Annotated in this window: 17 protein-coding genes; all 17 read left to right on the forward strand. The window is 33.6% G+C overall.

Translation table 11 applies throughout. The annotated features are described in order from the left end of the window. The first annotated feature begins 286 nt into the window (after nt 1–286). The 17 genes from IGJ39_RS01520 (at nt 287) to IGJ39_RS01600 (ending at nt 14,335) form a co-directional block, all read left to right on the forward strand. The gene (locus tag IGJ39_RS01520) at nt 287–643 is read left to right on the forward strand and encodes a hypothetical protein (protein ID WP_104871876.1); all 357 of its coding nucleotides are present in this window, start codon (nt 287–289) and stop codon (nt 641–643) included. Next, nucleotides 634–1,440, forward strand: coding sequence for a T7SS effector LXG polymorphic toxin (locus IGJ39_RS01525; protein ID WP_438764127.1), 807 nt, complete (start codon nt 634–636; stop codon nt 1,438–1,440). Before IGJ39_RS01520 ends, IGJ39_RS01525 begins: the two co-directional genes overlap by 10 nt. A gap of 6 nt (nt 1,441–1,446) precedes the next feature. Further along, nucleotides 1,447–1,920: a hypothetical protein gene (locus tag IGJ39_RS01530; RefSeq protein ID WP_438764128.1), complete on the forward strand. Its 474-nt coding sequence runs from the start codon at nt 1,447–1,449 to the stop codon at nt 1,918–1,920. Further along, nucleotides 1,910–2,635: a hypothetical protein gene (locus IGJ39_RS01535; RefSeq protein WP_104871878.1), complete on the forward strand. Its 726-nt coding sequence runs from the start codon at nt 1,910–1,912 to the stop codon at nt 2,633–2,635. Before IGJ39_RS01530 ends, IGJ39_RS01535 begins: the two co-directional genes overlap by 11 nt. A 9-nt stretch (nt 2,636–2,644) precedes the next feature. Next, complete coding sequence (locus tag IGJ39_RS01540) at nt 2,645–3,175, forward strand: hypothetical protein (protein ID WP_104871879.1); 531 nt, start codon at nt 2,645–2,647, stop codon at nt 3,173–3,175. Between the two features lie 327 nt (nt 3,176–3,502). Next, nucleotides 3,503–3,889, forward strand: coding sequence for a DUF4176 domain-containing protein (locus IGJ39_RS01545; RefSeq protein ID WP_104871881.1), 387 nt, complete (start codon nt 3,503–3,505; stop codon nt 3,887–3,889). A gap of 522 nt (nt 3,890–4,411) precedes the next feature. Then, nucleotides 4,412–4,537: a hypothetical protein gene (locus IGJ39_RS01550; RefSeq protein ID WP_438765003.1), complete on the forward strand. Its 126-nt coding sequence runs from the start codon at nt 4,412–4,414 to the stop codon at nt 4,535–4,537. Between the two features lie 269 nt (nt 4,538–4,806). Beyond that, complete coding sequence (locus IGJ39_RS01555; RefSeq protein WP_438764129.1) at nt 4,807–5,481, forward strand: hypothetical protein; 675 nt, start codon at nt 4,807–4,809, stop codon at nt 5,479–5,481. Nucleotides 5,482–5,546: 65 nt separating this feature from the next. Continuing rightward, nucleotides 5,547–6,128: a hypothetical protein gene (locus IGJ39_RS01560; protein ID WP_104871883.1), complete on the forward strand. Its 582-nt coding sequence runs from the start codon at nt 5,547–5,549 to the stop codon at nt 6,126–6,128. Between the two features lie 348 nt (nt 6,129–6,476). Further along, nucleotides 6,477–7,382: a bacteriochlorophyll 4-vinyl reductase gene (locus tag IGJ39_RS01565; protein ID WP_438764130.1), complete on the forward strand. Its 906-nt coding sequence runs from the start codon at nt 6,477–6,479 to the stop codon at nt 7,380–7,382. 147 nt (nt 7,383–7,529) lie between these two features. Beyond that, entirely contained in the window at nt 7,530–8,243 is a 714-nt protein-coding gene (locus tag IGJ39_RS01570) for a TIM44-like domain-containing protein (RefSeq protein WP_438764131.1), read from the forward strand. Nucleotides 8,244–8,507: 264 nt separating this feature from the next. Beyond that, complete coding sequence (gene sstT, locus IGJ39_RS01575) at nt 8,508–9,743, forward strand: serine/threonine transporter SstT (RefSeq protein ID WP_438764132.1); 1,236 nt, start codon at nt 8,508–8,510, stop codon at nt 9,741–9,743. 232 nt (nt 9,744–9,975) lie between these two features. Next, nucleotides 9,976–11,616 carry a BglG family transcription antiterminator gene (locus IGJ39_RS01580; protein ID WP_438764133.1) on the forward strand — a complete coding sequence of 547 codons (1,641 nt, stop codon included), beginning with the start codon at nt 9,976–9,978 and terminating at the stop codon, nt 11,614–11,616. Beyond that, nucleotides 11,613–12,044 (forward strand): PTS sugar transporter subunit IIA, encoded by a 432-nt coding sequence (locus IGJ39_RS01585; RefSeq protein WP_438764134.1) that lies wholly within the window; start codon nt 11,613–11,615, stop codon nt 12,042–12,044. The genes IGJ39_RS01580 and IGJ39_RS01585 overlap by 4 nt, the downstream gene beginning before the upstream one ends. A 13-nt stretch (nt 12,045–12,057) precedes the next feature. Further along, nucleotides 12,058–12,339 carry a PTS sugar transporter subunit IIB gene (locus IGJ39_RS01590; RefSeq protein WP_438764135.1) on the forward strand — a complete coding sequence of 94 codons (282 nt, stop codon included), beginning with the start codon at nt 12,058–12,060 and terminating at the stop codon, nt 12,337–12,339. A gap of 4 nt (nt 12,340–12,343) precedes the next feature. Continuing rightward, nucleotides 12,344–13,594, forward strand: a complete 1,251-nt coding sequence (locus IGJ39_RS01595) for a PTS ascorbate transporter subunit IIC (protein ID WP_438764136.1) — start codon at nt 12,344–12,346, stop codon at nt 13,592–13,594. Beyond that, nucleotides 13,595–14,335: a sugar isomerase domain-containing protein gene (locus tag IGJ39_RS01600; RefSeq protein ID WP_438764137.1), complete on the forward strand. Its 741-nt coding sequence runs from the start codon at nt 13,595–13,597 to the stop codon at nt 14,333–14,335. It begins immediately after the preceding gene. Nucleotides 14,336–14,525: the final 190 nt, after the last annotated feature.

Consider the following 14,525-nt stretch of genomic DNA (forward strand, 5'->3'; position numbering starts at 1 on the left):
AAACCAAAACGACGTTTTATGATATGTTTTATTTTTCAATTGATTATTATATTAAAATAAAAATATAAAGAAGATGTAAAATTAATTTTATCAGTTATTTTATTTGATCTATTAGCTTAGTTTTTATGAAATAATAAAAACCACTTCAATCGTTTTAAATATGAAAATAATTCAGATGAAATGCGTATTTAGTTTAAGAAGGTCAACATATAAAGGACAAAAGCCTATCGCTTATAAAAATAATGTTGCAAGAAATCAACCATCAAATATCTAAGAAGGTGAATGAATGTCAATAGATAATGAAATGATCTATGAGAATCAAAAAGAAATTCGGAAAGTGGAACAGCAACAAGATGAATTAGCAAATGGGAAACGTAGGTTAGAAAACCAGCTCCTTCAATTAGAAAAAGAACTTCAAAGAGGTTTTCGCCAATTATCTGAATTGAATCATGAAGATATCCAACAAGGTATGGCCAATGCAATTTGGATGCAGAAGGAGTATGAAGCAAAGCAACAAGCATTTCAACAACAATTTCATCAGGCATATGAAGAACTTGATTTTTCGTACAGGAAAACTTTACAAGGATTAGAAGTAGAAAGAGAAGAGTTGTTTGCAGAAAGGAGAACATTTGAGTGGGGTTAGTTTATGTGAGTGGGGAATCATCAGAATTTATGTCAGCGTTAAAGAAGAACTTAGCAAGTAGTAAAGAAACGATCAATCAACTAAAGAGAGGCAGTCAAAAAGTCGTGTCAGCTGTTAACGGAAACGAATTATCTGGTGCAGCATATACAGCAGGAAAAGGATTATTTAGTGAATTGATCATTCCGACAATTACACGAACAGCGAATGCGATTGAAAAAATTGAACAGGAGCTACAAAGGTATAAAGTCGCGGATCAGATTGTAGCAATGGAAGGATACTTGGATGAGAACAAACTGAACCAGCAACTGGCGACGACACGAGTTATGAAAGCATCAGTAGACACGACTTCTGCTTTTGTCCGGTCCCAAGCACAAAGTAACCCGTTCGTCGGCATTCTCGAAACATTGCTAAATGTCCAACGAGATCTAGATCGTATGTCAGAAAGCTTTCAACAAGATATTGATCAATTACAAAATAAACTAAAAAAATTACATAATTTCAATACTCAAACTAGTGGATTATTCAGTCATAGTTTGGATGAACTAAAACTGGCGATGCAAGGTGTATTAGTGTTAAAGAATACGAGAGTGAGGATAGATGGTTCATATTTGTTACCCGAGGGAATAAATAAAAAGTGGTTTACTTCTGATCAAATGGATATAGAAAATTATGATGAAGTTATTTCAGTACTTCAAACAACAGGGGGTGCTCTGGCTAGTGAGAAAACAGAGAAACTATTTATACAAAAAGGAATACAGCATGGTCAAAATGCTTCCGACTATATCTGGAAAAACTGATATTCATTGGAATTACCAGACGGAAAGATTTTGGGAGAAGTTCCTGGAGCCACTCTAGCTGCAAGGGAATCGGCTGAGAATACAATAAAAGGGGTGTTTAAATATGGAGGCAAGGCAATAACAGAAGGAGCAGGATTATTAATTGGTGTAGGGATAGATATAGTTTCAGGCGATAGTGCTGAAGAGGCTTGGGGAAAAGGAATAATTACAGGATTAGCGAGTGCAGGAGTAATAAGTGGTATAAAGCTTAGTACGGGAGCATTAGCTGCAGTTGGACTAATTTCTGCTCCTGTAAGTATTGGTATAGTAGGTTCTATAGCTGTAGGTATAGGTGTAGGTATTGCGAATGATATTTTAAGAGAAAAATTTAAATTTGTTAGAGATTTTGAAGATAGTGTGGGACAAGCAGTAGTATCTGGATGGGGTGATTTCACTGAAGGGGTGAGTGGTTTTATTGGAGGCCTATTAGATGGAATATAACCGTAAAATTATTGGTGGAAAAATATATAATATTGCATTTCAAAAAAATAAAATTATTCGCGGATGGTTGTTATTAGTAACAGAAAACAATGAGGAATTTGTTGTTCGACAGAATTCAAATTTGTTAAGGTTGGGCAACTATCATCTGAAAAGAGAAATATATAAATCTAATACTTCTTTAATGAGTTTTTCTGTAGACTGTAAAGAGATAGAGAAAGATTATAAGAAAAAATCGAACAGTAATTACATAGGTAGTGCGATTGCTTTAGTATTATATCCAATAATAAGAAAAATAGTTCCAGTTGAATGGTTATGGGGAAATTCTGATCAATTTTTTAATTTTTCTACAGGTATAAAAAATCTATTGTTTTTTTGGCTAACTATAATAGTTTGCTTGTACTTTTGTTCATTCTTTAGAAAAAGAGTTTTTCTTTTTAAAATGATGAATAATAATTCTGCTGTAAATTTTGTGGGAAGGATAAATCTCATTAATAATTCTAAATATGCAAAAAAAGTATGGAAAATAAATAATATAGTTGGTCTAGCTTTGATTATTTGTTTTACAATCATTTTTTTGTTTATAATACCTTTTTTAGTACAAGAAAGATTGCTAAGTTTGTTGAGTTTTTATATAGTTAAAATTTTTTTGTTCAATGGTAAAGTTTATTTCGTTAATAATATTGTGAAATATATATTGTTAGAAAGCGTATCTTGACTAAATGATATGAAAATAGAAGATGGCGAGATTAGAAATTTATGCTTTGATAAAAAAAGAGTAATTTCAGGTTGGTGTCTATTGATTTCAGATAATAATGAAGAATATTTAATAAGACAAAACAATTTCATGGTAGGTTTAAAGCAATATAGGGTTAGTAGAAAGATATATCAAGCTAATATTTCTTTATGTAAATTTAGTATTTCTGGTTTAGAAATGGAAAAGGAAATCAGGAAAAAATCAGAAAAAAGTTATTTAGGAGTAGCCATTGGACTTCCTTTAAGTAACTTAGTAAGGAACTTTATTCCACAGAATTGGCTTTGGGGTAAAAGTAATTTGCCAATAGATATGTTGGAAGGAATCATCAATTTATTATTCTTCTGGTTAGCATTAGTCATCTGTCTTTCTGTTGTCTCTTATTGGCGAAAAAATAGATTAAAAAAGGAATTAGAAAAAAGAGGTAGTTCTTTAAAGCTTATAGGTAAGGGATATGCAATTACTCCATTGATCATTACACAAAAAAAATTAAAATGGTGGTGAGAATAATGAAAATGATTCATTACGTAAAGGTATTAATAGTAGGGATAGGCTTGCTTATATTTTATGGCATATTTATGCTAGTTCTTCCTTTTTTGATACAAGAAAGATTATTATTTTTTCTTACAGTGTTTATTCTTGTGAGTACTATATATAATGGCAAAATATATTCAACAAAAAAAGTGAAATATAAAATAATATTTGATAAAGATGATCGGTAAATATGTATATCTTTCTTTTGTATTAAATTTCTTATGGAATAGAAGTCGGAAATACAGAGATTGAGCCTACTAATAGCAACAGCTATAATAACTAGAATGGAGAATACATATGGAACAAACTAACTTATTGCCTTTGGGTAGTGTTGTGTACATGAAAGAAGGAATTATGCCATTACTAATTGTTGCGCGACAACCGATTTTGAAGATGCAAGAGGAAATTTATTACTTAGATTATGCTGCAGTAAATCAACTAACTGGTTTAAATAATATTGAAGAAATAGCGTATTTTAATAACGAGGACATTCGCGAAATTTTATATCAAGGATATATGAGTGAAAATGAAAAAACAGTTTTAACAGCCTTGGAAGAATGGAAGGAAAATAATTTGGACATCCCTAAAGGTAAAGTTGTTAATCTAAAACAAACTTCTAAGAAAAAAGAATACGGGGATTTAGGCAAAAAATCTTTGTTGGAAGGAGAAACATTTGGTTTTTAAATTTATATTGAGTTAATGAGAATGCTAGCAAGGCTTATTAAGCCCATCAAATACAATTTAAAGATGAGGAGGAAGATCGTTTTTGTTGGTTTTGTATGAAAAGTGAATAAATAAAAATGGCAATATAAACACACTGAAAATTGATAATGAGACTAACGGCTTTCGATCCTATCAATAAAATTATTTTTTGGGGAGTAGACAATAAAAAAGAAATAAAGTTTTTACTATATGGGAATAATTACTAGGAAGTATATTCAGATAAGAAAGAAGAAAATAGTTCCACTTTAAAAATATCAGGAAAAAGCTACTTTAAGAGTAGAGCTTTTTGGACAAGTCAAGTTCTTATGGCAGGAATAGTGACTTTTGAAACCATTTTAGATAGATTACTTATTTTTCCAGTTATAGTCAGTTTACTTCTTGTGTTATGTCTAGGATATGTGTTAGCACTCGTTTTTATAGAAATAATGATGACTAATTCATTGGGAGTGTAGTGCTATTAAAAGGCGGAACATCAAACTTATTATTGTTGGATGGGCACAGCTTTTTAACAATGAAGGAACAATTGGTTATTTTGACTATTCTGCTTTAGGTTATCCGCAAGGTGTAATAGCGGAATCCAATTTTGCATTTTTAATGATGAAGATATAAAGAAAGTCTTATTTGAAGGGTATCGAGATGAGCAAGAAGTAGCGTTTTCTGATTCTTATGCAGAAAACACGAAAAATGTGCCTTATCCTAAATTAGTGATTGAAAGAGAGATTGAAGAGGAACCAGAAACTTTTAGGTTTTAAAAATTTAGTTATTAATATGGAATAACAGAAATAAAATACTATAGAGCTGTTTTGAAAGTAATCAAGTAATAGCTTATAGTGATAAATTTTTTCAGAATCAACTGAGAAACTTGAAGGAGGCTTTAGATGATAGGAAACAACTGTGACCAAGGTATTAAAAGAATTAATGGCAGATATTATCTACTGGAATTACATGATGGCGTGTACATTGTTGATTATTTTAAGTTAATGAGGCTGAGAAACTTTTTTCCGTTTAGTACCTTTTACAACAACGCTCGGAAAAAAAGTTGGACTGCATATAAAGTAACTGGATCAGCAGAAATTTTTGAAGGTAAAAAAATTTCTGAAATACAATTTTATGTTCCTGAATCTTACGGAATTTTTGGAACCTGTGTAATTAGTCCTTTTCTTATATATTTGGGCTATCTTCAGTCAATATATTTAGCTCTATTAATTGGTAGTTTTCTTAGTACATATGGAATAATATCAACCTGTCGACTATTACATAACAATAAGAAAGTGAAAGAAATACTTAAAAATAAGACGCTTGTACAGTTAGTACTTGTTGAAAATAAAAGGTCAAAAATTTATATATTTCTGAGTAATTTTTTATCATGTGTATATGGTATGTTTGTAGGCTACCTATTTATATCAGCAATTTTATCAGGTGACTTTTGGGAGGTTATTTTTGTTTCATTAGTATCACCTACAATTTCGTTAATATTTGGAAAAATCATATCAAATTTTAGAGAAGTTCCAGATTTAAATATTAAGTATAAAGTAGTAAGAAATGACGATTAGTAAAAAATTTGTCAAATTGAAAAGACAGAATAAACAGTTGGAAAAACATCAGGTGGTGTATTCGAATGAAAGAGAATGTGGTGCCGTTACTATGTAGAGCAACAAATGAATCCATTTATTTTGATTTTAAAAATCAAAAACTTTTTATACAAAAATTTACAGGGAATCATGAAGAATATTCAAAATCGCTAGTAGTAGTACTAGGATTATTTGGATCAACTGTAATGATTCCTTTCTTTGCTAAAAATTTAGATTTTATGGCTAGCATACCATCAATTATTAATTACATAGTGTTTTCCGCAATAGGTTATTCAGTCGCTAAAGTTGTTAACTTAACGATAATGAATAAAATAAAAGGGGAAAAAATATATAAAGATTTCGACAGAAAACAAGTAAAAAAGATAATTGCTAATCAAGGGGATCTACAAATAATTTGGTGGACTCAATTAGTTTTGATAACTGGCTATATAATAGGTTTCTTTATCTGTTTATTTAGTGGGATGCTCCCCATCGATATAGCGATAATAGTTTCGCTTGGTTGTTTTTTGATTATTTTATTACAGGATTCTGTTCGGCCATTTACATATAAGAAAGCGATAAAAATACTAAAAAAACAAATGACAGAAGGAAGATTCATGGTTCCTTAATCTATATCGTGGAAAGAAATAAATAGTTGAATATTAAAAAACGATTGAGGCTAAAATCCTTTATCGTTCCTAAGAAACTTACTTCTCGTACTTTACTTATTTGTAAACTCTAAAACAATAGTTTCTTTTAACACAACCTTTATTTTTTTGATGAAAAATGAGCGATTATGCATTTAAAAGAGTCAGTTATGAAAGTAATAAATATTTGGTTATTTTATATTAGAATTACAGTGTAACATCGCTATAAAAATAGGCGAGCCTTTATATTTAAATTGGGATTTTATTTGTAACTAAAAAAAATAGTTTGTTAAAAGAATTTTTTATTATCTTTTATAAGGAGTGAAGAATATGGAGAATAATGAGAGTTTAGCACTGAAAGTCGTAAATGAATCATTGAAATTACCGCTTGTAAAAGTGAATCGCTCAGAATTTTTAGTGAAAGCATTTGGAGAAAAGGTAAAAAATATTGACCAACTGATTGAAAAAGGACCACAAACATTTTTATCTAAAGAAAAATTGGATCAAGTTGCTGACAGTAGAATACACTCGATAGTCGCTCAATCTAGTACTTTGTCTTTTGCGACAGGGCTACCTGGAGGACTAGCAATGGCAGCCACGATTCCGGCTGATATTACACAGTTCTACGGATATTCGCTAAAATTGGCACAAGAAATTTCTTATATTTATGGGTATAAAGATATTTGGAATCAACAAGGTGAGCTAACTGAAGAAGCTAAAGAAACATTGATATTGTATTTAGGTATTATGTTGGGTGTTACAACTGCAGGTTCCGCTGTTAGGATCTTATCGGGAAAATTATCTACACAAGCGTTGACCAAAATACCACAAAAAGCTTTGACTAAAACTATTTATTATCCAGTAACAAAGAAAGTTCTAGCAGTCTTTGGAACAAAACTAACAAAAACGACATTCGCAAAAGGTGTTTCTAAAGCTGTTCCTTTGGTAGGTGGTGTTGTGTCTGGAGGTTTAAACTATTTCTCAATGAAACCGATGGCTATGAGGTTAAAAAATGAATTAAGAAAAGGGCTTGATTATTCTGAACAAAAATTAAATGAAGATTTGAAAATCTTGCAAGGTGAAGAGATCATGACTACGGAAGCAAATCTATCGAAAAGCACGAAGGAAGACGATAATCTAATAGAACAAATTGAAAAAGCGCATGAACTATTAAAAAAAAAAATCATTACAGAAGAAGAATTTATAGTAATAAAGAAAAGATTACTCTCAAAATAGTAAACTTGTTAGAGAGAGCTGTTGGGTAGTGAAACATGAAATCCTACCAAATAAAGAAAAATTAGGAAATCATTCATTGTTCCATAGGAATCTTGTAATAATTATTTGATAAGGTATCATCGTGGGGGATTGAGAAAGAGGGTTCAGATGAAGAAAACTTATCAAGTGATTTGTCTATTGATCATGGCTTTTTTGTTTTTTACGCCCGTTCAAACTTTTGCCGTAGCAGGTGGGCATGGTGGTAGTTCAACCGGTGGGGGCTCTGGTGGCGGTTCGATAGGGGGAGGTTCCAATTCCTATTATCGGAGGAGTCGGACGACTAATAGTAACAGTACATCAGAAGATTTTCTCTTTGTTGGCTTATCATTAGGAAGTATATTTGTTTTTTCTTTATTTAAAAAAAAGAAAACGCAAAATATGGATATCAATGATTTGTTATCAAGAATGCCTGGAACAAAGCGTGAAAAGAAAAAATTGCTTTCTGAGATTAACAGAATCTTTTATGCAATACAAAAATCTTGGGAAGAAGAGGCTCCTGAAAAAGTAAGAAATTGTTATACTTCAAGATTATTTGAAGAGCATCAGCAAGTATTACAAAAAAATAAAGATGAAGGTGTAAGAAATCATACAACGAAAATAGCCATTCAAGAATTGGCTAACTACCGACAAATCAATGATACTAGTTTCTCTATTCGAATCGATTTTAGTTGTTTCGATTACTTAGTCGATCGAAAGAACCAGCAGTTGATTTCAGGAGATAAGCGGGAAAGGCTTTATTTTTCGCAAGTATGGTATTTCAACTACTCTGAAAAAGACAAAATTTGGCAAGCAGATTTTATTCAACCGATATTTTTAGATTGATAGCGTGTCTTTAGGCGAAGAACTAGCCCTTAAGATAAATCTATCACTAAATTCATTCTTTTTATAAAAAATATTTATAGGAGTCATCATTGTAATTTGTGCCTAAGATTACAATGATGTTTTTTATTTTTCCAAATCAAAATCGTTCGTTATTTTTTTAGGGACACATAGATATGTAAAATAACAAGAATTTTCTGAAAATTATCCTTTTGTTTCTCTCATGAAGATGTTAGAATGGTTGTTAAACTATAAAGGGGTGGTTGTTTGTTAGAGAAATTCTTGGACATGTCGTTAGTTCAACGTATTGGTTGTGGTATTTTAATTGGTATAATATTAGGTATTTTTTTACCGACTTGGGGATTTATTGCTTTATTGGGAACGTTGTTTGTTAGTTGTTTAAAAGCGATTGCGCCGCTTTTAGTGTTTTTCTTAACTGCAGCTTCAATTGCAAAACATAAAATGGGGAATGAGACATTCGTAAAGCCGATTTTAGGATTGTATCTAGGGGGGACTTTTTTAGCGGCTTTTGTGGCGGTGATCACTAGTTCGATTTTTACGGTGCCGATTACTTTGCAGGAAACTGCTTCGGAACAAGCGCCTCAAAATATTGGGACTGTTTTATCAACGATGCTGACCAATGTCACTCAAAATCCGATTCAAGCAATTATTGACTCTAATTATTTAGGTGTGCTATTTTGGGCGGTATTATTAGGATTGGCATTGCGGACACGTACGGAAGCAACGAAAGAAGTTATCGATCAGATTTCGGTCGCATTGTCACAGGTCGTTCAATTGATTATTTCTTTCGCGCCGATCGGTATTTTGGGGTTAGTCTATGAATCAATTGCAACAACAGGTCTTTCTGGACTGACCGAGTATCTCCAATTAGTTCTTGTGTTAGTAGGTACGATGCTCTTTGTTGCTTTGATCATCTATCCATTACTTACTTTTTTGTTTATCAAAGAAAATCCCTATCCATTAATTTTCTTTTGTTTAAAAGAAAGTGCAATCTCTGCTTTCTTTACGCGTAGTTCTGCGGCAAACATTCCGATCAATATGATGTTGGCAGAAAAACTGAAATTAACAAAAGAATCTTATGCCATTTCGATTCCATTAGGAGCAACGATCAATATGGGGGGAGCAGCAGTGACGATTACAGTGATGACGTTAACGACTGTTCAGGCACTAGGTATCGAAGCTTCTTTTGGCTTAAAATTGATTTTAAGCATCTTGGCGGCTTTAGCTGCTTGTGGTGCATCTGGCGTAGCTGGGGGTTCATTACTATTGATTCCTTTGGCTTGTAGCTTATTTGGCATCTCAAATGATATTGCGATGCAAGTGGTAGGAATCGGATTTATTATTGGGGTCATCCAAGATTCGGTTGAAACAGCTCTGAATTCTTCCAGTGACTTACTATTCACCGCAATTGGTGAATTAGGTGCTAGAAAGAGAAATGGGGAGAATGTTTCGATCAAAAGTCGTTTGAATGAATTGCAATAGATGAATCTTTCTACCATCATTTCAAATTACATTTTTTTTAAAGTCAACAGCAATCGTCTGTTGGCTTTTTTCATATCTTTTATTGTGAGTAGAATTATTTAGTTGTTTCTGAGTATACTAAAAAAAGACTTCGATTAGTAATGTGCATACTATCTCATTGTTTTCTAATGATTTATTTGGTCTTCTAATCGGTTGTTTGAAAAATTATAGTAAATATAGAAGGTGATGGAAAATGAAAGTTATGCACTATCAGGAAAATAAAATGCGCAGAATAACCATTCTCAATCGACTGTTGAATTTTGAACACTTAAGTTACCAACAGCTTTCTGATGAATACTTTGTCTCACGAAGTAGTATTGCCAATGATCTTTCTTATGTGAAGGATATTTTTACCAAAGAAGGATTGAGTTTGACATTTGATCGTTCGGGAACATTTTTTGAAGGAAATGAAATTCAAATCCAACGTGTGTTGAAGCGGACCATCCTTAATCATTTCAATGAACTAGAAGTGGTAGCAGAGCTGGTAGATCAGCAGCTTTTAAGAAGAATCGAGCAAGCTTTTCGTCAAGGAATCAACGAAAAACAAATGGAGATTCCAGAGAGTTATTTCAAAAGCATTGTGATTTCAATTTTATTGATTGTCCAACGCTCAAAAGAGGGTAAAAAAATAGATTTGATTGGTAAGAATCAGTATGGAAAATATTTCTTGGAGTTCAACAAATACCCGCTTGTGTATGAACTATTAAAAAAATTAGAAGACCAGAAAATTTATCAGTTCACGCAAGAAGAGGTCCAATATTTAACTTATATTATCGTAGGAAGTGGCTTGAAATTCTTTATGAAAAGTGAAAATATCCCTTTTGCTTTTCGTGGGAAAATTCGACAGTTGATACAAAAGGTTAGCGAAGGTATCCAGATTGATTTAACGCAAGATAACCGTTTAGAAGAAGATCTTCTAGTACACCTGTATCAATTACTTTTACGAATTGAAGCGCAAACAACGATCGTCAATCCATTGATTGATGAAATCAAACAAAATTATCCGTCCATTTATGGGGTTGTATGGTTTGCATTAAAAGATTTTCGTTGGCCAAGTGAAGTGAATCTGTCTGAGGATGAAGTTGGGTTTGTCACCATCCATTTTCAAGCTGCTATCGAGAGAATCAAACGATTGAACAAATTATTATTTGTCTGCCCGAATGGGATTGGAACTAGTTCATTTGTTTCAGCCAAAATACGAAGAATCTTACCTGAGATTGACAGCATTGAAACTGCCTCTATTGACAAGTTGACTTACATGGATCTATCAGAAATTGATTTTATTATTTCTACAGTAGATATACCCAAGCAAGAAAAGCCTGTCGTCAGAATTTCGCCCATGGTGACTAGTCGTGATATGAAACGAATCATGAATCATTATATCGATTTAGTGATTGATCATGAGCATATGAAAGAAAGGCGGATATTACCTGAAAAAACAAAACACTTGCTTGCGGCCAATATTTATTTTGGTCATTATGAGTCAAAAGAAGAAGCAATCCATTTTCTGATTGAGCAGCAAAACTTTAAAAATGACTATAAAAAAGAACAATACACCCAGTCGATTTTTGACCGAGAAGCAATCCAATCTACCTATCTCGATAACGGTTTTGTGATTCCTCATGGTAATCCGTTATTCGTAGAAGAGACTACTATTGCGATATTAGTAGCGGATAAACCAGTTGATTGGGGAAAGCAAAAAGCAGATATCATCGTATTATTGATGATCCGAGAAGAAGATGTGAAAGAAGTTGAAGCAGTGATGAAACTGATCATGCAAGGGATTGGTGATAAAAACTGGTTCATCTCAAAAATGTTGGAGGTAAAAGAATGAGTAGAATTGATCCATTATTGGCAAAAGAGCAGATCCAAGTAATCGATACAGTGGAAAATTGGGAGATTGCCGTTGAGATTGCAAGTGAGCCTTTGTTAAAAAGTAAAATGATAGCGCATACCTATTTGGATAATATGATCAAAAGTGTAGAAGAACATGGTCCATATATGGTTTTAACCGACTATTTTGCCCTCATGCACGCCAAACCAGGCGTAGGAGTGAATGAACAAAGCATGAGTCTTTTAGTCGTAAAAAATGCAGTAGATATGAAAGAAAAAGCGGTGAAAATATTTTTGATCTTAGCTGCAAAAGATAGTGAGAGCCATCTGGAGAAATTGCAAGAAATCATGTCCATATTTATGGATGAAGTAAAGTATCAAACTATTTTATCGGGAAATAAGGAACAAATAATCCAATTACTAACCTAAGGAGGAAGAAAAAATGAAAATTTTAGCAGTATGTGGATTTGGTGTTGGAAGTTCAATGGTTTTAAAAATGTCGATTGATAAGGTGATAAAAGAGCTAGGGCTTAAAGCTATAGTAGAGAATACTGATTTATCCTCAGCAAAAGCGACTCAAGCAGATGTTTATTTTACTAGTAATGAATTACTTCCAGAACTGAAAGCTTCGGTCAAAGCGCCTGTTTATCCAATCAAAAAATATATGGATACAAATGAAGTGAAAGCACAATTAGAACAATATTTAGCAAACAAGGAGGGCTAGACTGATGAATTTTATTAGCGATCATATTTTGAAAAATCCACCTGTTCTTTTAGCCCTGATCGCGATGATCGGTTTGATCATCCAACGAAAGTCATTTTCAGAAATCATCAAAGGTTCCTTGACCGCAGCCTTTGGGATGGTGGCGTTAACGGCTGGGGTAAATATGTTGGTAGGGACGATAGCTCCTATCAATACAGCGGTCCAGACACAATTAGGTGTGCAAGTTACTGAAGGGTTATCTGATGTGACTTTTACAGCAGAATACGGTGGTACAGTCGGTTTAGCTATGTTCTTAGGATTGATCATCCATTTATTGATTGCTCGGTTTACACCAGTCAAAACGATTTTTCTGACTGGGCACATGCTGTGGTGGTTCCCATTTGTATTTGTAGCTGCCGGAGTAGAGGCTGGTCTAACTGGCACTTTACTGATTGGGATCAGTGCATTATTGTCTGCTTGCTATTGGTCATTCATGCCATGGATCATGCGCAAATATGTTTGGGATGCTACCGGTGATGATTCTTTCTTGATCGGTCATCCGACAGGGATCATATCATTGATTTCAGGATTTGTGGCAAAGCGTGTGGGAAATAAAGAAAAATCGACAGAAGATATCAATGTTCCAGAGAACCTTTCATTTTTCCGTGAAATTTCGATAACGGGTGCACTGGTCATGTTTCTTATGAATGTGGTAGTTGGGATCATCGCACCAGTTTTGATTCCAGAAGGTGGGAATCTTGTTATGTTTGCCATTGAAGCTGGGTTGAATTTCGGTGCTGGATTATTGATCATGTTGTATGGTGTTCGTTTATTGATTAATCAAATTATTCCAGCTTTCCAAGGGATTGCTGAAAAAGTGGTACCAGGTGCGAAACCTGCTTTTGATGTCCCGATTCTATTCAATTATCGTCCGAATGCGGTCATTATTGGGTTTATCGTTGCGATGATCACTTCAACGATTTTAGTTGTCTTAGCAAATTCATTCCAGTTATTTGGTGTACTGATCGTACCATTGGTCATTACAAGTTTCTTTGAATGTGGTGGAGCTGCAGTCATTGGTGAAGGCCAAGGCGGTTTTCGTGGGGCAGTTCTCGGAACGATTGCAGCATCTGTCGCAATGGTTGCTTTAGTTGGTTTTTCTGCCATGATTTTCAGTACAACGATCCAAAGTTGGATCTTGATTTTTGGCGGAAACGATTTGTCATTGTGGGGAATGATTGGACGAGGAATCAGCAGTTTGTTTGGAGGGTTTTAAATGTTTCGTTACATGGATAAAATCAGAGAACTATTAACAATTGTCGAAGAAAAAGAAAGGCAATCCATTGGAGAAGCGATTAAATTATTGACTCAAGCAAATTTACAAAAACATTCTATCTATATTTTTGGCGCCAGCCACGCGGGTATTTTAGCAGAGGAAATGTATTACCGCGCTGGAGGAATGATGACGATCAATGCAATATTTGGACGAGAAGTGATGTTGGATCGAAATCCAGTAACCTTTACGAGTCAAATGGAGCGATTAGAAGGCTATGGAATGGCCATAGCCGGAACGATTCCTTTTAAAGAAAATGATGTATTGATTCTTCATTCAGTATCTGGCAGAAACCCGATCATTATTGATTTAGCTAAAGTGGCAAAAGAAAAAGGAGTAAAAATCATCGCACTAACAAATGTATCTTACTCGAAATCTGTAACTAGTCGCCATTCATCAGGGGAACGATTATTTGAAATTGCGGATATCGTGATCGATAACCACGGCGACATCGGAGATGCCTGTTGTGAACTAACAGGGCTATCACAAAAGATCGGGCCTTCTTCTACGGTGATTGGAGCGTCCATTCTCAATACGATCATTGTAGAAGTTTGTGAACAGTTGATTTCTGAGGGAGTGAAACATCCACCGATTTTCTATTCTGCCAATATAGACGGTGGCGATCAATTGAATGCTGAATTATTTGAAACGTACAAAGAGACAATTCATTATCCATTCACTTAAACTAGCGCGTCGTGAGCCATTGATTTTAAAAAGATAACTTTTTTGAGAATATAGTAAATAAGCTATGTCAAAGCAAAAAATCCTCTGATCCTAACTCACTGAGTGTGACAGAATCAATAGGATTTTTTGTTTTGCAATTAAATTGAAAATGTTATTCTGTATATAAGAATAAAAGTGTTTTGGAGGAGTA

This window comes from Enterococcus sp. AZ140 (genome assembly GCF_051714405.1).
GTDB lineage: Bacteria > Bacillota > Bacilli > Lactobacillales > Enterococcaceae > Enterococcus_B > Enterococcus_B pernyi.

Coding starts and splice junctions, on each gene's coding strand:
- IGJ39_RS01520 (WP_104871876.1), top strand. CDS start 287: ATGTCAATAGATAATGAAATGATCTATGAGAATCAAAAAGAAATTCGG.
- IGJ39_RS01535 (WP_104871878.1), top strand. CDS start 1,910: ATGGAATATAACCGTAAAATTATTGGTGGAAAAATATATAATATTGCA.
- IGJ39_RS01540 (WP_104871879.1), top strand. CDS start 2,645: ATGAAAATAGAAGATGGCGAGATTAGAAATTTATGCTTTGATAAAAAA.
- IGJ39_RS01545 (WP_104871881.1), top strand. CDS start 3,503: ATGGAACAAACTAACTTATTGCCTTTGGGTAGTGTTGTGTACATGAAA.
- IGJ39_RS01555 (WP_438764129.1), top strand. CDS start 4,807: ATGATAGGAAACAACTGTGACCAAGGTATTAAAAGAATTAATGGCAGA.
- IGJ39_RS01560 (WP_104871883.1), top strand. CDS start 5,547: ATGAAAGAGAATGTGGTGCCGTTACTATGTAGAGCAACAAATGAATCC.
- IGJ39_RS01565 (WP_438764130.1), top strand. CDS start 6,477: ATGGAGAATAATGAGAGTTTAGCACTGAAAGTCGTAAATGAATCATTG.
- IGJ39_RS01570 (WP_438764131.1), top strand. CDS start 7,530: ATGAAGAAAACTTATCAAGTGATTTGTCTATTGATCATGGCTTTTTTG.
- IGJ39_RS01580 (WP_438764133.1), top strand. CDS start 9,976: ATGAAAGTTATGCACTATCAGGAAAATAAAATGCGCAGAATAACCATT.
- IGJ39_RS01585 (WP_438764134.1), top strand. CDS start 11,613: ATGAGTAGAATTGATCCATTATTGGCAAAAGAGCAGATCCAAGTAATC.
- IGJ39_RS01590 (WP_438764135.1), top strand. CDS start 12,058: ATGAAAATTTTAGCAGTATGTGGATTTGGTGTTGGAAGTTCAATGGTT.
- IGJ39_RS01595 (WP_438764136.1), top strand. CDS start 12,344: ATGAATTTTATTAGCGATCATATTTTGAAAAATCCACCTGTTCTTTTA.
- IGJ39_RS01600 (WP_438764137.1), top strand. CDS start 13,595: ATGTTTCGTTACATGGATAAAATCAGAGAACTATTAACAATTGTCGAA.